Consider the following 20,557-nt stretch of genomic DNA (forward strand, 5'->3'; position numbering starts at 1 on the left):
GGTACTCGCATCCTACTGGGGTGTATACCAGCATGGTCGGTCGGTTGAGCGTGCTGAGGCTGGCAAGGCTTCAGCGCAGCGAGACAGCGGCGACCGCCTTGCTGAGGTCATCGGCGAACGGTCGGCGCGCCAGGAAGAACACCGGAGCGCAGATGCGCAGCAAGAGGCGAGGGTAAAAGGGCATGAAGAAAGAACGATTGCTGCTGCTGGCGCTGCTGACGCCGATGCTTCTGGCCAGCGGTTGCGCAGTGAAGCCGGCCAGTTCGCCGCCGCCGTCAGTTGCCCCAGCCCGGATACCGCCGCTGTCGCCCGAGGCCAGGCAGCCACCCGCGCCGCCATGGTGCTCTCCGACCTGCTCGCACGGGCTGACGAAAGAGCGGGAGAGCTGGCGGCAGCGTTTGACCAGGCCAGAGTTGCCGGCCAGCAGTGCGAGCGCGAGTACGACGCCCTAGTCGCAAAGCGGACGGCAGTAAGCGCCCGGGAATAAATTCGAAGGCTTCATGCAAAGAGAGCGGCCACCGGGGATGCGTCAACATCCCTGCTGACCGCCGAACCCGCAGACCATACCTGCAAGCCCAGCCAAGGCTCCCGCTCTGTGCACAAAGCACGGCGAGCCTAGCACCTGTTCATCCATACAGTAAAGGTTTGCAAATTGACTACCCCAATCATTCCTTGGATGGGCGGCAAGCGCCGCCTGGCCGACCGCTTGATCCCTCTATTCCCCGTTCATGAATGCTATGTCGAGGTGTTCGCCGGCGGCGCCGCCTTGTATTTCATGCGTCCTCAACCGGCGCCGGTCGAGGTGCTTAACGACCTCAATGGCGACCTGGTTAATCTCTACCGGGTGGTGCAGAACCACTTGGAGGAGTTCGTTCGACAGTTCAAGTGGGCTCTGTCCTCGCGGCAGATCTTTGAATGGCAGAAAATAGCCAGGCCTGAAACCCTCACCGACATCCAGCGCGCCGCACGATTCTTCTATTTGCAGCAGCACGCTTTTGGCGGGAAGGTCAGCGGGCAGACCTTCGGTACCGCCACCACCGGTCCTGCAATCAACCTGCTGCGTATCGAAGAGAATTTGTCCGCAGCATGGCAGCGGCTCGCTGGCACCTACGTTGAGAACCTGTCCTGGCTCGACTGTGCCCAGCGCTACGATAGAGGCCACACCTTCTTCTACATGGACCCGCCTTATTGGCAGACCGCTGGCTATGGGGTCGATTTTCCATTCGAACAATACGAACAGATGGCTGAGTTTATGCGGGCGTGCAAAGGCAAGGTGATGGTGAGTATTAACGACCATCCCGATATTCGAGCGGCCTTCAAGGGATTCCACTTTGAGCAGTTGGATATACGGTACACCACCGCGAATCAGCGGCACGGCGCAGCCGATATTACCGGTGAACTGGTGATCATGAATTGGGACCCGTCACAACTCGGACAGCTGTTTTGATAGGGGGTGGATCGATATTTCTGCTGCGCTGATTGCCTCCGACAAGCTAAAGCTTGGGTGGCGAACTGCTAGGAAGATTGAAGTGGACAAGCGCACCTTCATCGGCATGGTCGAAGCTGGCGAGCCGCTAATTCAGCATGCCATCGACGCCATGCGCGAGTATCACCAGGTTCAAGACTATGGCGCGCCGGCGGAGGAGGTCGAGCGCCTGCGTGTTCTTGCCGAGTCTCTGTTCCAAGCTGTGTCCGATTACCAGCTGCGCGCTGTGGCCAAGGCCCGCGGCAAGAATCTGCCACCTCTTCACTGATCCGCTGACCGGCAATTGCCCGCGCCCGATCCCGCCTATACGCTACTGTTTATCTATACAGTATTGGTGCCCTATGTACTTCCTCCTCATTCGCCGCCGCGTGGATGGCGTGGCCATCCCTACGAATCACCTCGGCAAGATCACGCCCATCCGGGCCGATATCCACATAGGTGACCACCACAGCGAGCCGCTGGGCCGGGTATCGACACAGGCTTGGGTGTTCAACCCTTCGCCTGGGCCGGACATCATCCCGCGGCTGCACGATGCCAAGGTCAACGGCATGGCCCAGCTCGGCATCAACATCAACGGGGTGGAGGAAGTCGACGGCGTGCTCTACGCGCAGTCCTGGTGGTGCAGGGCAGAATGATGGCCGGGATACCGAAAGCGTGGCTGGATGAGCTGAACGACCAATTTTCCTTGGTAACCGATCCAGATGGGCGCGCCGCTGTGCTCGATGAGATGGCCTATGCCGCGCACCGCCGCCGTGAAGTCAGTTCGGAGAACCTGGTCGATATGCTGGAGCTATCCGAGGCGGCGCGGCTTTGGGCGCTGACTGAGCACGAAGAGGCTTATCACATCGGCCTGTTCAAGTACGAACTATGGGAGGGGATGGGGAGCGATGATCCAGGCCGGATCATCGTTGGCAGAACGCCAGGGTGGGGGTGCTGAGGCTGTCTAAAACTGCTCGAAAGCTTCACGGTTTTACTGGGCGAAAGTCGCTGAAACTGGGCGAACTGTATTAGACAGTTCGGATGCGCAGGCCGCTTGGTGCGCGGCCTGAGCGTCGAATCTCACGCTACTCCTGCATTACCAGTGGCGTGCTTTTAAAATAAAGGGGGCGCTAACGCTTGAACAGGGATTTTCTGTCGGGAAGCCGAAAAGGGTTGTGAGATCCGTAGTCGATGAGAGCGATGTGCCGCGGAGAGAATTTCTGAAAGTGCACCAGAAAGTCTGAGGTGAAGTAGGTGCCCCATGGATTTCGCGAAGGACACCAAGCAGGATAGCCGATATGCGCATGATGCAGGTGATGCCTATTGGCCCACCAAATTTTCTGTATACGGTCTGGATCTAGCAGTGGCACATTGTCTGTAGGTGCAACCTTGCCCTTAAAGTCTTGTAACCCCTGTGCCTTGAAGTGGAATACAAAATCATCAATGAGATCTTGCTCAATGTCAGAGATTTCGTCGTATTTTTGTAGGAAATGGGGGCTAAATTCTACTTTGAACGACATTTACGCGCATTCTCCCGCATCCAATTGCGGAATTCTTCGCGCGTCAAATCTTGGGGCATTGCCACAAATGGTCCTTCCAACGCTTTCTCCATCTTGCGCTGGTCGAAGGTAACCTCGTCGTGAGACGGGTTTTGCTTTGGGGCTGCGAAGTCTACGCCTTTCACGGTCTTTGGCCCTCTCGGGGCGAGCAGGGATTGTATATTCCATACGACAATCCGGAGGATGGCCGGTTCACGGCGGTTGTGTATGGATTGGGTATAGCTAGCCCAGCTGGCTTTCGCAATGGTGTCTATACGTACAGTTCGCATTCGGGAAGGCTGGGGCGACTGATTGTACAGATCTTGACCAGATCGCGGATACCGTTCAGCGGTATTCTCAGAATCTGCTCGAAATGCGAATCGGAGGCTTACCCTGCGTCGGCGCAGCGTAAAATCGGTTCCAAAACTGAAACGGCGAGCCTTTTAGAATGCGGGTTACAGCTCCACAAATTGCGATTCGTTTTGGAACTGGATTTTGTCTGTAAGGCCGCATGCTGCGGCGATTCTTGTATCGGATTGCAAATCCGGGAAACCGCTTGGCCTAAGTCTCAAATGTGCGAACGAGCCGTGGGCCAATTCTTGGGCCAATGCATGCGTTTTGGTGCGGTGTCGGGAGGCTGAAACCCCCGAAAACATTGCACTCAACACCGCTCAAAACCGCGAAAATAATCGCATGGTGATGTTGGCGGTGGAGATCAAGGAGCTTACCTATCAATAACTTACGTGGCTTCTTTGCAGCTGCGGACCAATTTGGGGCCAGTCTGGCGCTTTTCCAGTTCTGACCAGTGGTTGGACGAGTCAATCCAGCGCGCATAAGTCGATAAGAGCATCTGCACGCCATGCCCGAGCTGTTGGGCGATAAATGTGGGGTTGAGACCAGACATTGAGCGTATTGTCGCATAGGTGTGGCGGCAGTTATACGGGGACGGTACCTGAACCCCAAACCTGCGAGGATCGGCCGCCATGGTTGATGCCGGTCCGACGTGACCGTCCCCCTTGAAGGATGACTTGATGAATTCCAACCACAGCGTCTATGCCGTCGATCATATTGGCTTCGCCGTCAGCTCACTGGAAGAAGCCATTCGCTTCTGGACAATCGGGCTTGGTTTCACGCTCGAACGCCAGTCGGAAATGGGAGGACAATTCATTCTCGATGTAACCGGCACCGCCGACCCGAAGGTGCGAACGGCGATAGTGAAAGGGCCGGATGGCAGCCGAGTGGAATTGCTGGAATATTCGCAGGGTGCCCGCCACGGTGTCACCCCGCCTACGGCATCTGCGATTGGCTCAGCGCATCTGGCATTGAGCGTGCAAGACATGCACGCCGTACTCGGTCGCATCGAGCAAGCGGGCTGGAAGGCCAGGGGTACGCCTCAACCGATTCCCCCAGGCCCACGCAAGGGTACGCTGGTGGTGTATGTGACCGGGCCAGACAACATTACGTTGGAGCTGATGCAGGCGGCTGAGTAGCGGGCTGCGAACAGCCTCCCGTATCTCAGGCCATTGATCGTGATGATGCCTTTGGATGGTGCGTAGCCAGCAACGCCTTGATGTTGCTGCGGCCCGGTTGGCTCATCAACTTTCCTGCACAGTGCAAGCCAGGCCCCGATCAGTTGCACCTGCTGGCTGGAGCGCTCCCGGCCAGCATCACGTTCATCGGTGAGGTGGGCCATCTGATGATGCTTGAGCAGCCACAGGCATTTGCACAGGAGATTGCCTAGGTACTCAATCGGGGTCAATCGGATTCGCGGACCAGTGCACGGCAACCTAGCCAGCGGTAATGCCGCCATCGGGCATAAACGTGCGCATTGGGCCGAGAAAGGCAATGGTGATCGGCTGCTCCCGACCTGAAGCTGCCCCTGCCGAGACACTCAGAGAAGTGGGGTGGAGTGTAGGCGCCCCACCCGCCATGATGCTGCCGGGGTCAGCAACCCATGCAAACTGTGCAATGCGCGGGCGATTCAGGACCTCCTGTCACTCGTGCCTAGGTAGGTCAGGGTACCGGATTACCCTGAGTCACGAATGAGGACGTTATGAAACACATAGTGGGAATTTCCGCAGCCATCGTTATGGCGTGTAGCCTGTCAGCACACGCGGATGAGAAAGTACCTGCCCCAAACTAGAAGAATTGTTCGGGTAGCACGTACGATCAGATCCTCGCCAGTCTTCTGAAAGACTCTGATCGCAATGAATTCGTTTTCAACAGCAAGAGTTTTAAGCAAGCTCGAAAACACACAGAGTGGAAGTTCGAGAAGAGCCCACCGGACGATTTCTGACCGCACGGTATAGATATCCCGCGCCAAACCCTGGCACGCTGGGTGATTCAATGCAGCGAGCACTTTCAGCCGCTACTTAATCTGATGCGCGAAAGCCTGTTGGACAGTAGGATCATCCACTGCGATGAAACACGTGTGCAGGTGTTGAAAGAGCCGGGGCGTGGGCCCAGCAGCCAATCCTGGATGTGGGTACAAACCGGCGGCCCACCTAATTACAATGCGCTGGCTGCACAGGACGGACTGGAGCGCTTGGGCTGCTGGGCGCACGTGCGCCGCAAGTTCGTCGAAGCGCAGAAAGTACAGCCCAAGGGCAAAACAGGACGCGCTGACATTGCATTAAACTGGTCAATAAGCTCTATGACGTCGAGCGCGACTTGAAGGACAGTGACGACGAAGATCGTAAGGTTGCCCACATGGACCGCAGCCTGCCATTGCTGACCCAGCTGAAAAACTGGGTAGAGAAAACGCAACCTCAGGTCACGACGCAGAGTGCCTTGGGCAAAGCCATCGGTTACTTGGCCAAGCCTAAAATACACAGTTAAGTGCTCCCCCATGGTGGGTCAGATGGGGCCTACGAAGCGCTTGAAGGACCAGAGCGAGGTAACGACCATGGAATACGACGAAAAACTGATTGAAGACGCAGTGCTTGCCTTGTTGGCAGCCTATAGCTCCGACAAAGGTAACGCGTGGAAAGGATTTGACTTCGAGATCATGAATCGACTGCATGAACGGGGTTTCATCAGTAATCCAGTTCATAAAAACAAATCCATCTGGTTGACGGTCGAGGGGCTGGAGCGAGGCCGACGGCTAGCTGACCAGATGTTCGGGTTAAAGACTCAAGCGGGGCAGGAGCCTGACTCGAATACCTGATTTCCCCGTCCTTCATGTAACGGGTGGGGTTTATGGATCGCTTACGAGTGAGGGCTCAAGCAATATGTGATCACGGACGACCTAGCGCTGGCGGGAGGCGATGCTGTAGCCGAGCTGAACATGCGCAATCCGCAGATGGGGGGCTTGTCTGGCTGGCTTTGGTGCTATGTAGCCGTCGCTGCGGATTGCCCGCGAGCATAAGAAGGGTGAAGCCAAGGCTCGCGAACCGATCAACCCTGGAGCGGCCAAGATAGATTGCGCCCTGGAGCAATTGCGCGATGCTGCATGAAAAGCTTTCCGCGCGGATGAACACCTAGTTTCATAGCTGCGTCTCCAGCTTGCAAGCAGTGCGACACTGAAAGATCTCGACCTTTGTGTCGGTTTTTTTCGTTCAGTGTTTGCCGATGGAGTTGTCATGTCTACACTCCAGCTTGCAGGGGCTTCTGTGTGGGCCGGAGGATTACTTATGGATACAGGCTTGCTAGTATTGTTGATAGGGACGTTCTTGTTGGCAGGTTGTCATACCATGAGTACTGGTGACCCTCCACTCGATGAATATGACGCGGCTGTTAAGCGCGGGGAGCCAGAAAATCTACTGCAAGCCGCAGCAATCCGGGATATTAAGATCGCTCACGATTGGTGCTGGTCTAGATCCAATAACTACGAAAAGAGGGCAAAAAATTCAGAATATTGGAAGTTGGGTTTAGGCGCAGGTGGCGGCGTCTTAGGAATGACAGGGGCTATGCTTGTTGCAGCAGGGACAGGAGGTTTCGCTCCAGGGATTGCTTCTGGTGTTGCCGGTGTGGTCAGCACTACATTAGGGAACTCTCAAAATGGACCATTAGGCACTTCAGAATTTATTCAGGAACGGGATGGTACAGCCGCTGAAATTATGAAATTTATGAATGCCCTAGACCTGAGCGGGGATTCAAAAGCTTTGGAGGCCAAAGCTATTAAACTGACTTCTGTTTGCAGGTCTGCAATTGTCAAAACCGAGAAGAAGTAATTCTCTGCTTAAAGACGATTTTTTATCGTCTAGCAGATTACTTATGCAGATGACACGCCTCGGCAGGCGAGCGAAGTCGGTAGAGACGTTCAATCAGACCCGGTGACCATTAAGATACAACGCCATGAGGGTGTGAGGTATATGACCCAACAGTCCAGACCATTAAGCCGGTTATGCTCCGGCCCTCCCCATCTATTCCAAACCTCTGCACCATCCGGGGGCTTTTACGTTTTAGGCTAGCAACAATCATCGTCCTCAGGAGGGAAGGCTGTTCGGGCTGAACCTGTACCGCTTCCCAAAAAGGAGGACCCGAGATGCCAAATATGCTCATTAACGTCCTGGCCTGTGGCCCGCTGTGCTCGCCTGGTTGCTGGCTCACTAGCCTCAGTTGTACGCCGCTGGCCTGTCGGTCGCGATCAGTGCTGTTCGGGTGGTGTACGGCGACGGCACTCCCAGGCAGATGATCTTTGAGGGCGCGCTTCGCGGCTGCTCCGACCTGTTCCTGTCTCGCGATGCTCAGGGGTAATTGGATGATCACGTTGACCGACATCAACCGCCGCCATGATTGTCTCGCTGCTACCGCAATTGCCCGCGTTCAGGAAACCGGGCGCCGCTCAAGTGGAGCAGGGACGTGGACAAGCGCACCTTCATAGGTTGGAGTGATTACTGTAGGTTCATTTGCTCTTGATCTTATGCACTCGTATAGCGATGTGGAGAGGTCCGCGATGGAGTGCATCAGAGAAACATCTCTGACCATGAGCAGCGAATGCGACAAGGCTTTGGTGGCAAAGGCAAAGCTGCTGCAAGCGAAGGCATCACTTTTCTTGCCAAGAAGCTAAGCACCTGGGCTGCAGAAAGCCCCGCTCCGACTCAGAGATATCTGTGCCATCCGGGTAAGGCTCCAGATCGCGGAGAAATCTGGGGATCTGGCATTGTTCACCTTGGCAATCGACAGCAAGCTGCGAGCCTGCGACCTAACCAAGCTTCGCGTACGCGACGTTGCTCATGGGGAGCACGTGTCATCGCGAGCGATCGTGATGCAGCAGAAAACTCAACATCCAGTGCAATTTGAGATCACCGAGCATGCGCTAGTGCCGCGATAATAAACGGAGACTTTTTCTCCAGATACTCAGCCATCCCACCTGTATTGCTCGACTCAAGTTGGAGCTTCAGTGCTTCATACTGCTGGCGCATCGAGGCATCGCATCTAAGCAAATCTCTGAACCCCACCATCTGGGTGATCGCAAGGTGTCCACGGACACAAGCGTGGAGCTTGTGCGTGCGAATCCCATTCACATTACGCCGATAGAAATGATGCCCTTCCGATAAGTCGCTTCCTCGCACATATCCCAAGCCCATCAACACCTCGTCCCGCGCCGAGGCGTTGCTATGATCGTGAACCTCGATGAGCACATCGATCTCAGGCTTCGCCGCGAGCCCTGGAACGGAGGTACTTCCAACATGCTGTATGGCAATCAGTTCATCGCCAAAGGCCGAAGCGATGAGTGGCTTGTCTGCCAGAAAGCGGGTGGGCCAAGTGGGGTCATAGGGAATGATCTTGCTGGTTAGTGCCATTTCCGTACCTTGGGGGCTAGTACCTGATACTCCGAATGTTCCCTCAATACTGGTGAAATTCGCCAGCCACTGATAACGATACCCCGGCCATACGGCAATTTAGTAGATCCAATTCGAATCTGAGCGAGGTTGGGTAGCCGTCCTGTCTAGCGTGTACTTCTGGCCGACTGCCGCCCCATGCGAAGGGCAGCAATGGGTCGAAAGCGGTCGTGTACAAATAGTTGAAATCAACCTGAAGCTGCCTGTCACCAACCCTACCCGTTGCGCATGGCTTTATCTGTTGGCAGAAACGTTGTTGCGTATCTCAAAGTCGGATGCTCTGGTATAAAAATACCCTGCTCAAGTTACGGATGGCGACCATGCAGATACGCAAGATGACTCAGGAAGACCTGCCAAGCGCTAATGCCGTGTGCCTGGAGGCGTTCATGCTGACGGTTGGGCCATCTTTGTCGGCGCAAGGCGTGCAGACCTTCGCAAAGGTGGCTGCGCAGGAGGCGTTTGCCGAACGAGTGGCAGGTGACAACCTGATACTGGTCTGTGTCGCAGAGCATACGCTGGTCGGGCTGATCGAACTCAAGGAAGGGGGTCATGTGGCGATGCTGTTCGTTGCGCCGGCCTGGCAGCGCCACGGGGTTGGCAGGCGTTTGTTGAATGCGGCCCTGGATCAGGCTAGAGCCAATGTAGTAACAGTTAAAGCCGCGCTATCTTCAGTTGCCGCATATGAACGTTACGGTTTTGCGTTGGCGGGGGAAATTGGCGAGTTTGCCGGGCTGATCTACCAACCGATGGAGAAGCGATTGACCAATTGAGGGGCCGCCTTCGCCCCGGGCTGTCGATCGCTGAAGACTTCAAATGGCCGTTCGGGGCTTTGCCCCAAAGGCCGCAATGGGTCGATAGCGCCTGGTTGATGACGCTCGGGGCTCTTGGCCAAAACCGCTCAAGGCCTGGGTCGTTCAGGAATGCCTTCAATTTGGCGCAACCATGGCGAGTAACGCCCTCAGCCCAGCCGCTTCTCCATAACGATGGTGCGTTCCGCCCCATGAAATACGTCGCGGATTTTTTCATACCCCAACGCGGTGTAAAACTCTTCAGCCGTAATTGACGATGGCACACGTACAGCCCCAACGCCTGCACTGGCAGCAGCTGTATGAATGACATCCATCAAATGCCGCCCGATACCGCGTTTCTGGTGGGCCGGGTCAACGAAAACACTCCTGACCACCTCGCCGTCAAGACCGGCAGTGCCAACAATGTCGTCGCCGAACAAGGCTACAAAAACCTTACGCTTCGTAAGCTGCCTGGAGATGGCTTCAGGGGAAAAGCTCTGCTCAACCACAGCGATCACATCTGGCGGATAGTCCTGTGCATTTGACTCACGCAGGGCCGCAAGCACCACGCGGCTTATACCGACCGCATCTCTACACGTGGCGGGGCGAACGTGACATTCCATGTTTAGACCTCCTTAGGGTATTACAGCTTAGCGCCCTGCACTGTGCCTTCCCAGAGCGATCACCGAGCTGGCGGCGGCCACTCGCGGTACGCCAGCCAATAAAGGCATGGCCCACATCTGAATCTGGTATTTCATCTGCGCGCGCACAGCTGATTAGCATCGTCGATGTCTTTCTGTCGACGAGAGCAAAAACGTGAACCTTGGATCGATCATTACCCGAAGTGCCCGCTACTGGGCGGACCACATCGCCGTGGCGGACAGCCACACGCGCCTGACCTACGCGCAGTTGGAACGGCGCAGCAACCGCCTGGCGTCAGCGCTGGGTACGCTTGGCGTGGGCGTTGGCGAGCATGTGGCGATTCTTGCCGCCAACCGCGTGGAACTGGTCGAAGCGGAAGTGGCGCTGTACAAGGCGGCGATGGTCAAGGTGCCGATCAATGCGCGGCTGTCGGTGGATGAAGTGGTGCGGGTACTGGAAGACTCCTGCACTGTCGCACTGATCACCCGATGCGCGCTTTGCCGGTCAGCGTGGGCGCCAACTTCTAGTGCAGCCTGGCGGCAAACACCGTGCTTGGCGGCTTCAGACTGCAGCCCGCCTGAACTGCTCGATCGTAGCGATCAGGCGTTCTGGCTGGTTGTAGAGGTCTGGCCCGCTGAAGGCATGCATGCGCTGGTCGAGCTCGACCAGCAACAGCGGCACACCATTTGCGCCTGCTTTGCGCATCAGTGCCTGCGCTTCGGTGAAGCGGGCCGAGGTTTGGCTGGCCAGTCGCTCTTGCTGGGTAAGCGCCGCGAGCAGTGCCTGCGTATCGGCCGTGAAACCCTCCTGGCCCAGGAAGTTGGCAGTGCAGGCCGCCACTACCTCGGGCGACGAGGTATCAAGGCCATCCACGTAGCGCGCTGTTTGCAGTGCCGCGTACAGCTTTGGCTCCAGCGCCTTGCCGTACCCTCGGGCCAGGGTAAGCGCACGGCTGACCGGCAGTGAGTCGAACCGCAGCGAGCGGCCACCGAGAATCTGCTTGAAATACAACTCGCTGAAAGGCTGGCCGGTGAGTGAAGCGATTCGCAAGTCGTTGGCCCGGGCGAAGTGGGCAAACTCAGCGTTTATCTGCCGTGCACCTGGCCCTGCGAAAAGCCCTGTAGGGTGCATCTCCAGCTCACCGGCGAAGCGCTCTGCCAGGTGCCTCAGCGTGTCGGCGCTGGCATAGCACCAACCACAGAGCGGGTCGAACAGAAAGTGCAATTTCATAGCGGTCATCATCAGGCTCCTTGAATGTGATGGCGCCAGACTATTCGATTGGTATGCGCGGAAATAGGCGATTACAGCGCACAGATTATTGCGAAAACCGGGCAAATGCGGTTCGAAAACCTGCCGGTCGCAGCCGAGCCTTTTCCCGGAAACGGTGCACGGCTTCGGCCGCCCCAGCCCCCTGCTGGGCAGCGCCGCACCGTGGCTGAACTTTTGCCGGCGTTGATGGCTCTGAGCCATTCCCACAGCGCATTGTGCGCTGCGGCGTCTCAGAGACCCTGTCATGTTTTCCGATGAATTCCTGGTTGCTTATGTCGTGGTCGAGGTGGTGCTGGTCGTGGCGGCTTTTGCTATCGGCGTTCACCTGACCGAGCGCTAGGGCATACAAAAGCTGCGTGATCGATGGTTTTTTCGGAACTATCCATCTGCATCCTGTATGGTGCCGGTTTAAGGCTTCGAAAGTGGGTTGGCTTCGCGCTCAATGTCATTCAGCAAGCACTACAGGCAGCTTGATATGCAGTCCACTATGCTCTCAGGCAGCATGGACTGGTTGGTTTTATCAGCGCAATGTCGACCGAAATCGGGATATGTATGACTGTACAGCAGCGTAACAATGTACATATCGAGGGTGACGGCCCGGCTACCCTGATTCTGTCTCACGGTTTTGGCTGCGACCAGTCGATGTGGAAGGCGTTGTCGCCGCATTTCATTCCACACATGCGTGTCATCACCTACGACCTGGTCGGTGCTGGGCAGTCCGATCTCGCTGCCTACGACAGAGCGAAATACTCGACCCTGTTGGGCTATGCCGATGACCTGAACGCAATCATCGATGATTTCGGCCAGGGCCCGGTCATTATTGCGGGGCATTCGGTCAGTGCCATGATCGGTGTGCTGGCCGAGCTACGGCAGCCAGGCAGAATCGCGGGGCTGGTGATGATCGGGGGGTCGCCTTGTTACATCGACTCGAACGGTTACAACGGCGGCTTCAGTCAGAAGGAAGTGCTGGAGCTGCTGTCGATGATCGATGAGAATTACCTGGGCTGGTCCAGCACCATGGCGCCTGTGCTGATGGGTGCGTCGGGTGAGCCCGCGATGCAGGAAGAGTTGGCCAGCAGCTTCCGTCGCACCAACGCAGAGATCGCCCGGCATTTCGCCCGCGTGATCTTCTTGTCCGACCACCGCGAGGATGTGAAAGGCTTGAATGTGCCGACGCTGATCCTGCAGAGCAGAGTGGACCCGGTAGTTCCGGTGGCCGTGGGCGAGTACCTGGAAAGGGTGATGCCCAGCAGCCAGCTTGTACTGGTGGACAACATGGGCCATTACCCGCAGCTCAGCGCCTCCAGCGCCTGCGCCGCGGCCATGGACGGGTTTTTCGCCCGCCTGGGGCTGGGCCGTGAATGATCCGACCGTGATGTTCGACGCGTCTTACTTCGAGCATGCGCCTTGCGGCCTGGTCGTGATGGAGGCGGACGGCACACTGCTGCGCTGCAACGCCACCTTTGGCAACTGGCTGGGGTATGACGTAGCGCAGTTGAAACAGCGCAGTTTCGATCAGTTGCTGACCACCGTGGGCCGTACCTTCCAGCTTACCCACTGGGGGCCTTTGCTGAACTTGCAGGGCTCGATTTCCGAGGTGAAGGTCGGCCTGCGTCACCGCGATGGTCACGTGGTGGCCATGCTGCTCAATGCCGTGCGCCGTGAAACCGCTGAAGGGGTTCGCTTTCAGCTGGCCTTGTTCACTACCAGCGAGCGTGATCGTAACGAGCACACGGTGTTTCAGGCCATGCAGCGGGCCGAGGAACTGCTGGCGCAAAAAATCAGCGCCGAGCATGCCCTGCAGCGCGCACAGGACGACCTGGCCCTGGCCTACGCCGAGGCCCAGCGGCGTGCGCTACTGGCCGAGCAGATGGTAGCGGTTGCCAGCCATGATTTGAAAAACCCCATGACCGCTATCCGGATGGCCACCGAACTGCTGGGGCGTGATGCCCAGGGCGAGCGGGCCCGGCGCCTGTTGGGCAGCATCAACACATCGGCCGAGCGCGCGCAGCGCATGATCGTCGACCTGCTGGATTTCGCCTCGGTCAGGCTAGGCCAGGGCATCAGCATCAAGCGTCAGCGAGTCGACCTGTTGCGTGTGGTGGATCAATGTGTCAGCGAGCTGAAGATCACCTTCTGCCACGCCAGCATTCGCCATCTTTCCCGCGGGCGGGCCATGTTCGAAGTGGATCAGGACAGGCTGCAGCAAATGATCGGCAACCTGGTCGCCAATAGCGTTGCCTACGGTGACTTGCGCCAGCCGATTACGGTGACCACTGACTGTTTCGCGGACAGCGTGCTGATCAGCGTGCACAACCACGGCCCCGCGATCGCCGAAGCAGTGATACCCACCTTGTACGAGCCAATGACGCGCGGCAGCGACCGCCAGGAAGGGCTGCGGTCCATCGGCCTTGGTCTGTTCATTGTCAAGGAAGTTGCCCACGCCCACGGCGGGCACATCTCCATGACCTCCAATGCCGTGTACGGCACTACCTTCATGGTTCAGTTGTACAAGGAGCGCCCGGCCACCGAGGCGTAGTCACTTCTGACCTGTCAGTTTTTCCGAGTGAAACTCGGGAGTATGATGGCGCAAAGACAATTAAAAAGGCGGCTTACCTGGTAGTACGTTCTCGGTTTCTCGTGGGGTAACAGGAGCGTGTCGCATGATGAAATTCCAATCGCTGGCAGGCGCTGTGTTGATGGTAGGGGTGAGTACCCTGTTGTTGGCAGGCTGTGCCCATGATGGTGATGTGCGCGACAGTCATGACTGTCGCTCTGCTGTGCTCGAAAGCTTGATTGACCACGCGCTTTGAGCTCAATTCGTAAGCGCGACGCGGCTTGTGTGGGAGCGGGCGTGCCCGCGAAGAAGCCAACGCGGTGGCTTGCACCGGCTACGCCGGTGTTCGCGGCGGTTTGACGCCTCGACATGCCCGCTGCCCCAAGGACCTCGCTAAATCAATGAGTTATGTGTTCTTCTATGAGGGCGGGCTTACCTGCGATGGGCTGCCCAGCACCCCCTTAACGGGTGATACAGCATCACGCACTATTAAAGCAGTTTGAATGGAGAGCAGCGGGTGGAAGCAAGAAGCGTTGTCGCCGAAATGTTCATTGGAATCCCGACGCATTTCTGGGTATTGCCGGTGGCCGGCCTGGTAGCCTATTACGGTTTGAAATGGTCGGTCAGGTTCGGCAGCCGGGCCACCCTGTTGCAAGTATCGACTTACCTGTTGTTGCTGGCACTGGCAGTGCTGCCCAATGGTATTTATGCGCTGTTTCCGCCAACGCCTGATCCTGATGTGCTGCTCAACAACGCGCCGTTGCCCAATTATGCAGGCCGTTTTTATCTGGACGCATTCTACGTTTTCAGCGGCTGGGCACTCAGTAAAGTCGTGAAGCTCAAGTTTCGCTAGGCCGGCGCTGCGGCCAGCTTTCACCTGCGCGCTCGCCGCCGTCCATTCTCGCAGCCACGGCGCGCAGTTGCTCCGCAACCCCATCAATAGCGCGCACGTGCGCGGTGACATCGATGTCGCCTGGCGAACTGCCGCGAGCCAGCATGAAGCGCACATGGCCACTCATGGTCTGGCTAAGCTGGTCCAGGTGATCTGCTGTTCTGACCAGATCTGACTTGATGGTGCGAAGCGTTTCCATAATGCGGGGGCCTGATTGTCGGATGCTGTTGCGCCTGGGGTCAGCAAAGGCCGGCCTGAGTGATCAGGCCTCATCCAGCAACAGTTCCGGATCGAAGAAGAACGAGGCCAGCAGCACCGCGGTGATTACGCCCGATGCGTCGGCAATGAACAATAGCAGGGCGCTGGCGTCGCCCGGGGTGAGGTGGTTCCTCAGGGCGAAGTCCACGCCGTGCGGGAACGCGGCGATCATCAGCAGCATGGTGGCTAACAAGGCAGAAAGCAACTTCAGATAGGCGCGTCCGAACGCCAGCCCAAAAGCCCAGAACACCAGGATGCAGAGGACAGCCAAGCCAGTGGCGGTTGCATATTGGGTGAGTATTTCCAGCCACCAGAGCATGGCAATCTCCTGAACGAAGCGAGCACTGAGTCAAGGTAAGTGAACAGGCCAGCCCGAATCTGCGCTGCCTGTTGCTCATCAGAAGCGGAGCGGATTCAATTCGTTCCGTCGTTATAAGCAAATAGTCGCTGTAATGCGCTGCCGTTGAACAACAGGCTTCTCGTGGCAAGACTTTGGTTGATTGGTCAGTGGGTATCGGTCTCGTTAGAATGCAGCATATCCATACGAGTCAATTGCAAATGCATACTTTTCGTATTTCTATCAGTTCATTGTTAATCGCCGGCCTTGCCGGTTGTGCCACGCCTGGCAAGCCGACGGCCAGCAAGCTCAGTTCGAAAACGCCCCAGGAATATGCGGCCTGCGTCTTGCCGAAATGGCAGGCTGTGGCTCCGCAAGCCACGCAGAAATCGATTGCCCATGGCTATCGACTGACGGCATCCAGTGCCGTGGCCAGTGACGATGTACTGGAGGTGATCGATTCAGGCGAAGGCAGCCGTGCTACGTTCTACAAAGGCAGTTTCTTGTCCGGGGACAAGTTGCGCCAGGCGGCCAAGGAATGCCTGGACTGAAACAGCGCCGAGCGCGGCTGGGTCCTTTCAGACCGCGCCAGGTTTCAACCGGGCTTACGACTGCTTGATCAGTTTGCGCCCGGCCCCTCGGCGTACCACACTGCATATCCAGCGCTTGCCGCAGCGATAGGGCGCACGGATGAAGGTAAGTTCCGCGATGCGCCGCGCCCCCTGAGCCTTGAGTGCCTGGGCGAGCTGGGCGAGCGTTTCTGCCACGATGGTCATGGTTCACCTCATGAATTGACTGCATTCATAATTCTCGACCCATCAAAAGAACCCGTGACTCAGTTCGATTAGGGTTAATCACAAAGTGATAGTGTGGACGCCTCAGTCCGCCCGTCCGGTGCGGATCAGTGCCTGCTGTGCAGTTACCCGAGCAAGAAAGCGGATGCGCCACAGACGGTAGATACTTACAGTGGCGGCATCGCAATCTGCAGGAGCCCGCTGATGTCCAGCGCATTCACCATCATGCAATCGCCTGTCGGCACGCTTACCCTGGTAGCGCGCGGCGATCGCCTGGCAGCCGTGCTGTGGGAGAACGAGCGCGAAAACCGCGTGCGCCTGGGCGCACTGCACCGTGACGATCAGTGCCCGGTGCTGCTGGAAACCGCTCGCCAACTGGGTGAGTACTTCAGCGGCAAGCGCCGACAGTTCGAGCTGCCGCTGGATTTTGCCGGTACCGGGTTCCAGCGCCAGGTGTGGGCCGCGTTGCTGGCCATACCCTTCGGTGAAACCCGCAGCTACGCCGAGATTGCCCGGCAGCTCGGCAACCCCGGTGCGGTGCGTGCAGTGGGCGCGGCCAATGGCCGCAACCCCATCTCGATCATCGCGCCTTGCCACCGGGTCATCGGTGCATCGGGCAACTTGACCGGGTTTGCCGGCGGGCTGGCGGCCAAGCAATACCTGCTGGCGCTGGAAGGGCGGCAGAGCCTGGCGCTGGACCTTTAGCTGTTCAGCCGAACCAGCTGGCGATCAGGCAGGCCAGCACCGCCAGTACCGAACCTGCCATCAAGGTGTAGTGCCGGTGGGCCCGCCGCGCAGCCTGTTGCACTTCACGCAGGTAGGCGCCGGGTGTCGGCGCGTCGGGCCGGTGACGCAAATGCTCGGCCACGTCGGCCATTTGCCCCCGGATGATCAGGCCGGTGAGGTAGTAGGCACAGGCATAGCTGAGCAGGGCCAGTACGAAATAGGTCATACCGGGTCCAGTGGCAGCGCAATGGCATTGGCCTGGCGGGTATCAAGCACGATAAGGCCTTCGCTGCGGTCGTCCAGGCTGGCCAGCAAGTGGCCCTTGCTGTCCCACGCAGCCGAGCCGCCGGCGCCAATGAAGGTGTCGGCTGGCCCCACGCAGTTTGCCAGCAGCACCGGCATGGCCAGCTCGCGGGCGACCCGCATGTAGTGCGGGTGACCCTCGCTGATCCCTTTGGCGGTTTTCGCCACGCTGACCATGTACAGGTCGGCGCCATGTTCACGGGCCGCAGCGGCATGCCCCATGAACATCGACTCGTAGCAGATCGCCGGGGCGATGCAGTGTTCACCCAATGTCAGCAACAAGGCTTGGTCACCGGCGCTGAACCAGGCCAACTCATCGGCATGCAAGCGCCGCTTGGCATAGACCTGGCGCGGTGCATTGGGGCTGAACACAGGCATGCCGATGCGTATGCCGTCAGGGGCTGGCAGCGGCAGGCCGACGGCAACGGTGATGCCCAGGCGGTCACTGGCGGCCTGCAGCGGGTCCAGCTGCCTGGCGCTGACCGGCATGGCCGCCTGGCGTGCCACACTGGGCTCATAGCCGGTCAGCGACAACTCGGGAAACACCACCAGTTCGGCGCCAAGCGCTGCAGCCTGTTCGATGCAGGCCAGATGGCGCTGCAGGTTGGCTGAGACCTCGCCTTTGAGCGATGCCAGTTGTACGGCGCACAGCTTCATGTAAACCCTTCCCTGGTAAAGGTTGAAGCCGCCAGCATACTATCGGCCACGACGCCTGTACCAGTGAAGGGGCGTTCAGCGAGCACAAGGGGCGAAAGTGGCCCGCGACCTGCGCGCTTGGAGCAGGTTGTGCCATGCTGTTCATCAAGGGCGCGATGCGTGCGGGGGGAGGCCGGGTCCGTCAGCCTTTCATCCCTGCCTGGGCAGCGCCAGCAGAGGAACAGTGAGATGGGACGGTTACGGCGCATGATCGCCAACCTGCGGGGCCGCGACCTGGCAGTGGGCGATATTCACGGCCATTTCCAGCGCCTGCAGCAATGCCTGGATGCGGTGGGTTTCGACCCCGCCGTGGACCGCCTGTTCAGCGTGGGCGACCTGGTCGACCGCGGGCCAGACAACGAGGCGGCCCTGGAGTGGCTGGCCAAGCCTTGGTTTCATGCCGTGCAAGGCAATCATGAGGCCTTGGCCATTACCCGCGTGCGGGGTGGGAAACTGGACCTGGCCATGTACCGCGAAGCTGGCGGCGGTTGGTTCATCGACCTGCCGCGGGCCGAGCAACTGCGCTTCGTCGAACGTTTCGAGCAACTGCCGATTGCGATCGAGGTTGAAAGTGCGGCAGGCCTGGTCGGCCTGCTGCATGCCGACAGCCCGACTGCCGATTGGCTGCAATTGAGAACGTGGCTGGAGCTGCTGGATGACCCCAAAGTCAGGCAAGTATGCCAGTGGTCGCGGCGGCGACTCAGGGCTGGCGATACCGAGCCGGTGCAAGGCCTGCGCGCCTTGCTGGTGGGCCACACGCCGGTGCCGCAGGCCACGCTGCTGGGCAATGTCTGGCACCTGGACACTGGCGGCTGGGCCAGCGGCCACTTCACCTTGGTGGACATGCGCAGCCTGAAGCTGGTCACCCCCAGGCCAGGTGTAACAGCACCGCCGCGCCCAAGAGCACCAGCATGATCCCGGAGCTGCGTTCCAGCCACGGCAGCCAACGCGCGAAGCGCCGCAGTACCCGCTGGTTGCCGATGGTCACGGCGATCAGCAGGTCCCACAGCAGCACCACACCGAACATCCACAGCGCGCAAGCGGCTTTCCAGCCGGCACTGGCGCTGCCCACCATACTGGCCAGGCTCGCGTAGAACAGTGCGTTCTTGGGGTTGAGAAGGGCAGACAGCAAACCCATGCCCAGCCCCTGCCACCACCCTGGCCCAGTGTGCTTGCCAACGGCCGCAGTCAGGCGGGTATGCCCTGCATGGCGCAGGAACAGCATACCGATGTACACCAGGTAGACGGCACCGACCAGTTGCAGGCTGGCAAACAATGGGCTGCCTTCCTGGAGCATCGACAAGCCGGTGAAGGCCACGGTGATGAACGCACCATTGCCCAGGGCGATACCCAGGCACACGCCGCTGGCGCTACGCCAGCCGCTGCTGACCGACGTGCGTGCGACCAGGAAGAAGTCCGGGCCTGGCGATAGCAGTGCAAGGAAATGGGCGAGGGCGACGATCAGGAATATTTGCATGGGCCGGGCTGCTCTGCGGGAAAAGCCGCAGTCTGCTGCCGGGCTGGCATGGCGTATTGAAGAATATTGCAGGGGCCCCATGGGTCAGCCTCGCGGCTGTGCACCTTCAAGCGCCGCGATACTGCCCCGGTGTCACCCCCACATGAGCCTTGAACACCCGCTGGAAATGGCTCTGGTCGGCAAACCCCAATCGGTAGGCCACCTCTGCCAGTGCCTGCCCTTTGCCCAGCAGCTGCCGCCCAAGGTTGACCCTGGCGTTGAGCAGGTAAGCATGGGGGGTGAAACCGGTGGCTGCACGAAACGCCCGAATCAACTGATAGCGCCCAAGCCCGGCCTCCCGCGCCAGTACCGCCAGGCTCAACTGTGCCGGATCCTGGGCTTCGATCCTTGCGATCAAGCCGCTTAGGGCCGTAGCCGCCAATGCCGGTGCCGGTGCCAGCGGCGGCTGCGCGGCAAAGTCCAGGTCACCGAGAAAGGCAACCAGCGCCGCGTCCTTCTCTGCACTGCTGGCGGTGGAGAACAGCAGGCCGTTCAGCTCGCAGAATTGTTGATACAGCACTGCCTCCCGGCAGATACGCGCAGGGGCGCCAGCCCCGCCGTCATCCAGTTCCGACTCCAGGCGCAGTTGCGACAGCCAGCGGGCATCCACATGCAGCATCTGGTAGCTCCAGGCATACCCGGGTGCGGGGTTGCAGGCATGCACGCGCTGGGGCGGTACCAGCACCAGGGTTCCAGGTGTCAACCGCGCCTGCCCGCCGGCAGCTCCGCTGAACAGGCTGAGGCCAGCATCCACTGCGCCGATGGAGAATGTCGGGTGGCTGTGGGCTCTATAGCAGGCGCGGCTATGGCAGGCGCGCCGGCTTTCCACATGTGGCAGGTTCGGGTCGCGCCACAGTGCGGCGTGGGTACGGGGCATTATGCGCTCCTCGGGGTTGTCGGCAGGGTAACAGCTGCAAGGCACCTGTACAGTTTTTATCGCTGGCTGTCACTTGACCGAATGGCCCCGTGCCCGCCGAAATAGGCGCCTGC

27 protein-coding genes and 4 pseudogenes are annotated in these 20,557 nt (G+C 58.8%); 19 read left to right on the forward strand and 12 right to left on the reverse strand.

Translation table 11 applies throughout. The features are described from left to right. The 5 genes from APH30_RS09425 to APH30_RS09445 form a co-directional block, all read left to right on the forward strand. On the forward strand, positions 1 to 487 hold a 487-nt coding region (locus APH30_RS09425), incomplete at its 5' end, for a DUF2514 domain-containing protein (protein WP_054912345.1). Positions 488 to 652: 165 nt separating this feature from the next. Then, on the forward strand, positions 653 to 1,447 hold the full coding sequence (locus tag APH30_RS09430) for a DNA adenine methylase (RefSeq protein WP_054912346.1): 795 nt from the start codon (positions 653 to 655) through the stop codon (positions 1,445 to 1,447). 82 nt (positions 1,448 to 1,529) lie between these two features. Beyond that, positions 1,530 to 1,754, forward strand: a complete 225-nt coding sequence (locus APH30_RS09435) for a hypothetical protein (protein ID WP_054912347.1) — start codon at positions 1,530 to 1,532, stop codon at positions 1,752 to 1,754. A gap of 73 nt (positions 1,755 to 1,827) precedes the next feature. Continuing rightward, the gene (locus APH30_RS09440) at positions 1,828 to 2,121 is read left to right on the forward strand and encodes a hypothetical protein (RefSeq protein WP_054912348.1); all 294 of its coding nucleotides are present in this window, start codon (positions 1,828 to 1,830) and stop codon (positions 2,119 to 2,121) included. Further along, on the forward strand, positions 2,118 to 2,423 hold the full coding sequence (locus APH30_RS09445) for a hypothetical protein (RefSeq protein ID WP_054912349.1): 306 nt from the start codon (positions 2,118 to 2,120) through the stop codon (positions 2,421 to 2,423). Before APH30_RS09440 ends, APH30_RS09445 begins: the two co-directional genes overlap by 4 nt. A gap of 172 nt (positions 2,424 to 2,595) precedes the next feature. Here APH30_RS09445 and APH30_RS28675 read toward each other — a convergent pair whose 3' ends face one another. Further along, positions 2,596 to 2,985 carry a hypothetical protein gene (locus APH30_RS28675; RefSeq protein ID WP_156326403.1) on the reverse strand — a complete coding sequence of 130 codons (390 nt, stop codon included), beginning with the start codon at positions 2,983 to 2,985 and terminating at the stop codon, positions 2,596 to 2,598. A 757-nt stretch (positions 2,986 to 3,742) separates the two neighbouring features. Then, a pseudogene (locus tag APH30_RS29485) lies at positions 3,743 to 4,008 on the reverse strand (site-specific integrase); the annotation flags it as partial. Between the two features lie 26 nt (positions 4,009 to 4,034). Between APH30_RS29485 and APH30_RS09450 the strand changes: the two are divergent. From APH30_RS09450 to APH30_RS29490, 5 genes and pseudogenes are all read left to right on the forward strand, one after another. Next, positions 4,035 to 4,493: a VOC family protein gene (locus APH30_RS09450; protein ID WP_054912350.1), complete on the forward strand. Its 459-nt coding sequence runs from the start codon at positions 4,035 to 4,037 to the stop codon at positions 4,491 to 4,493. A gap of 809 nt (positions 4,494 to 5,302) precedes the next feature. Next, positions 5,303 to 5,820, forward strand: a pseudogene (locus APH30_RS09455) (IS66 family transposase); the annotation flags it as partial. A gap of 88 nt (positions 5,821 to 5,908) precedes the next feature. Continuing rightward, entirely contained in the window at positions 5,909 to 6,169 is a 261-nt protein-coding gene (locus tag APH30_RS09460) for an IS66 family transposase (RefSeq protein WP_054912373.1), read from the forward strand. Positions 6,170 to 6,584: 415 nt separating this feature from the next. Beyond that, on the forward strand, positions 6,585 to 7,175 hold the full coding sequence (locus APH30_RS28680; protein ID WP_156326405.1) for a hypothetical protein: 591 nt from the start codon (positions 6,585 to 6,587) through the stop codon (positions 7,173 to 7,175). Positions 7,176 to 8,023: 848 nt separating this feature from the next. Further along, positions 8,024 to 8,257: pseudogene (locus APH30_RS29490) on the forward strand (integrase); the annotation flags it as partial. Here the strand turns inward: APH30_RS29490 and APH30_RS09470 are convergent. Continuing rightward, on the reverse strand, positions 8,250 to 8,750 hold the full coding sequence (locus tag APH30_RS09470; RefSeq protein ID WP_054912352.1) for a GrpB family protein: 501 nt from the start codon (positions 8,748 to 8,750) through the stop codon (positions 8,250 to 8,252). The pseudogene APH30_RS29490 and the gene APH30_RS09470 sit on opposite strands and share 8 nt — an antisense overlap. A 359-nt stretch (positions 8,751 to 9,109) precedes the next feature. Here APH30_RS09470 and APH30_RS09475 point away from each other — a divergent pair, with 359 nt between their 5' ends. Further along, positions 9,110 to 9,559: a GNAT family N-acetyltransferase gene (locus APH30_RS09475; RefSeq protein ID WP_054912374.1), complete on the forward strand. Its 450-nt coding sequence runs from the start codon at positions 9,110 to 9,112 to the stop codon at positions 9,557 to 9,559. 188 nt (positions 9,560 to 9,747) lie between these two features. On the opposite strand, the gene APH30_RS09480 is transcribed toward APH30_RS09475, so the two are convergent. Then, complete coding sequence (locus tag APH30_RS09480) at positions 9,748 to 10,200, reverse strand: GNAT family N-acetyltransferase (protein WP_054912353.1); 453 nt, start codon at positions 10,198 to 10,200, stop codon at positions 9,748 to 9,750. A gap of 193 nt (positions 10,201 to 10,393) precedes the next feature. Here APH30_RS09480 and APH30_RS27770 point away from each other — a divergent pair. After that, positions 10,394 to 10,709, forward strand: a pseudogene (locus APH30_RS27770) (AMP-binding protein); the annotation flags it as partial. Between the two features lie 71 nt (positions 10,710 to 10,780). Here the strand turns inward: APH30_RS27770 and APH30_RS29035 are convergent. Next, on the reverse strand, positions 10,781 to 11,458 hold the full coding sequence (locus APH30_RS29035) for a DsbA family protein (protein ID WP_054912354.1): 678 nt from the start codon (positions 11,456 to 11,458) through the stop codon (positions 10,781 to 10,783). A gap of 582 nt (positions 11,459 to 12,040) precedes the next feature. Here APH30_RS29035 and APH30_RS09490 point away from each other — a divergent pair. From APH30_RS09490 to APH30_RS09500, 4 genes are all read left to right on the forward strand, one after another. Further along, entirely contained in the window at positions 12,041 to 12,853 is an 813-nt protein-coding gene (locus tag APH30_RS09490; RefSeq protein WP_054912355.1) for an alpha/beta fold hydrolase, read from the forward strand. A gap of 10 nt (positions 12,854 to 12,863) precedes the next feature. Then, entirely contained in the window at positions 12,864 to 14,027 is a 1,164-nt protein-coding gene (locus APH30_RS09495) for a PAS domain-containing sensor histidine kinase (protein WP_054912356.1), read from the forward strand. 124 nt (positions 14,028 to 14,151) lie between these two features. After that, positions 14,152 to 14,301 carry a hypothetical protein gene (locus APH30_RS28685; protein WP_156326407.1) on the forward strand — a complete coding sequence of 50 codons (150 nt, stop codon included), beginning with the start codon at positions 14,152 to 14,154 and terminating at the stop codon, positions 14,299 to 14,301. Positions 14,302 to 14,589: 288 nt separating this feature from the next. Continuing rightward, a complete protein-coding gene (locus APH30_RS09500; protein ID WP_009686623.1) occupies positions 14,590 to 14,898 on the forward strand; it encodes a hypothetical protein in 309 nt (102 codons plus the stop codon). Here APH30_RS09500 and APH30_RS09505 read toward each other — a convergent pair. Together APH30_RS09505 and APH30_RS09510 are read right to left on the reverse strand one after the other, a co-directional pair. Next, positions 14,885 to 15,136 (reverse strand): hypothetical protein, encoded by a 252-nt coding sequence (locus tag APH30_RS09505; protein WP_054912357.1) that lies wholly within the window; start codon positions 15,134 to 15,136, stop codon positions 14,885 to 14,887. The genes APH30_RS09500 and APH30_RS09505 overlap by 14 nt on opposite strands. A 63-nt stretch (positions 15,137 to 15,199) precedes the next feature. Beyond that, on the reverse strand, positions 15,200 to 15,514 hold the full coding sequence (locus APH30_RS09510) for a hypothetical protein (protein WP_054912358.1): 315 nt from the start codon (positions 15,512 to 15,514) through the stop codon (positions 15,200 to 15,202). Positions 15,515 to 15,723: 209 nt separating this feature from the next. Between APH30_RS09510 and APH30_RS09515 the strand changes: the two genes are divergently transcribed. Continuing rightward, on the forward strand, positions 15,724 to 16,083 hold the full coding sequence (locus APH30_RS09515; protein WP_054912359.1) for a hypothetical protein: 360 nt from the start codon (positions 15,724 to 15,726) through the stop codon (positions 16,081 to 16,083). Positions 16,084 to 16,137: 54 nt separating this feature from the next. On the opposite strand, the gene APH30_RS29040 is transcribed toward APH30_RS09515, so the two are convergent. Next, positions 16,138 to 16,308, reverse strand: coding sequence for a hypothetical protein (locus APH30_RS29040; RefSeq protein ID WP_177333718.1), 171 nt, complete (start codon positions 16,306 to 16,308; stop codon positions 16,138 to 16,140). A 222-nt stretch (positions 16,309 to 16,530) separates the two neighbouring features. Here APH30_RS29040 and APH30_RS09520 point away from each other — a divergent pair, with 222 nt between their 5' ends. Then, entirely contained in the window at positions 16,531 to 17,031 is a 501-nt protein-coding gene (locus APH30_RS09520) for a methylated-DNA--[protein]-cysteine S-methyltransferase (protein ID WP_054912360.1), read from the forward strand. A 4-nt stretch (positions 17,032 to 17,035) separates the two neighbouring features. Here the strand turns inward: APH30_RS09520 and APH30_RS09525 are convergent, their stop codons facing one another. Together APH30_RS09525 and APH30_RS09530 are read right to left on the reverse strand one after the other, a co-directional pair. Next, positions 17,036 to 17,278: a hypothetical protein gene (locus APH30_RS09525; protein WP_009686629.1), complete on the reverse strand. Its 243-nt coding sequence runs from the start codon at positions 17,276 to 17,278 to the stop codon at positions 17,036 to 17,038. Continuing rightward, the gene (locus APH30_RS09530; RefSeq protein ID WP_054912361.1) at positions 17,275 to 18,012 is read right to left on the reverse strand and encodes a carbon-nitrogen hydrolase family protein; all 738 of its coding nucleotides are present in this window, start codon (positions 18,010 to 18,012) and stop codon (positions 17,275 to 17,277) included. Before APH30_RS09530 ends, APH30_RS09525 begins: the two co-directional genes overlap by 4 nt. A gap of 228 nt (positions 18,013 to 18,240) precedes the next feature. Here APH30_RS09530 and APH30_RS09535 point away from each other — a divergent pair, with 228 nt between their 5' ends. Then, a complete protein-coding gene (locus tag APH30_RS09535; protein WP_054912362.1) occupies positions 18,241 to 18,966 on the forward strand; it encodes a metallophosphoesterase in 726 nt (241 codons plus the stop codon). On the opposite strand, the gene APH30_RS09540 is transcribed toward APH30_RS09535, so the two are convergent. Together APH30_RS09540 and APH30_RS09545 are read right to left on the reverse strand one after the other, a co-directional pair. Further along, positions 18,914 to 19,528 carry a LysE family translocator gene (locus APH30_RS09540; RefSeq protein WP_054912363.1) on the reverse strand — a complete coding sequence of 205 codons (615 nt, stop codon included), beginning with the start codon at positions 19,526 to 19,528 and terminating at the stop codon, positions 18,914 to 18,916. The genes APH30_RS09535 and APH30_RS09540 overlap by 53 nt on opposite strands. A gap of 106 nt (positions 19,529 to 19,634) precedes the next feature. Continuing rightward, positions 19,635 to 20,444: an AraC family transcriptional regulator gene (locus APH30_RS09545; protein ID WP_054912364.1), complete on the reverse strand. Its 810-nt coding sequence runs from the start codon at positions 20,442 to 20,444 to the stop codon at positions 19,635 to 19,637. Positions 20,445 to 20,557: the final 113 nt, after the last annotated feature.

Origin of the sequence: Pseudomonas sp. NBRC 111127, assembly GCF_001320345.1 — a bacterium.
Lineage (GTDB): Bacteria > Pseudomonadota > Gammaproteobacteria > Pseudomonadales > Pseudomonadaceae > Aquipseudomonas > Aquipseudomonas juntendi.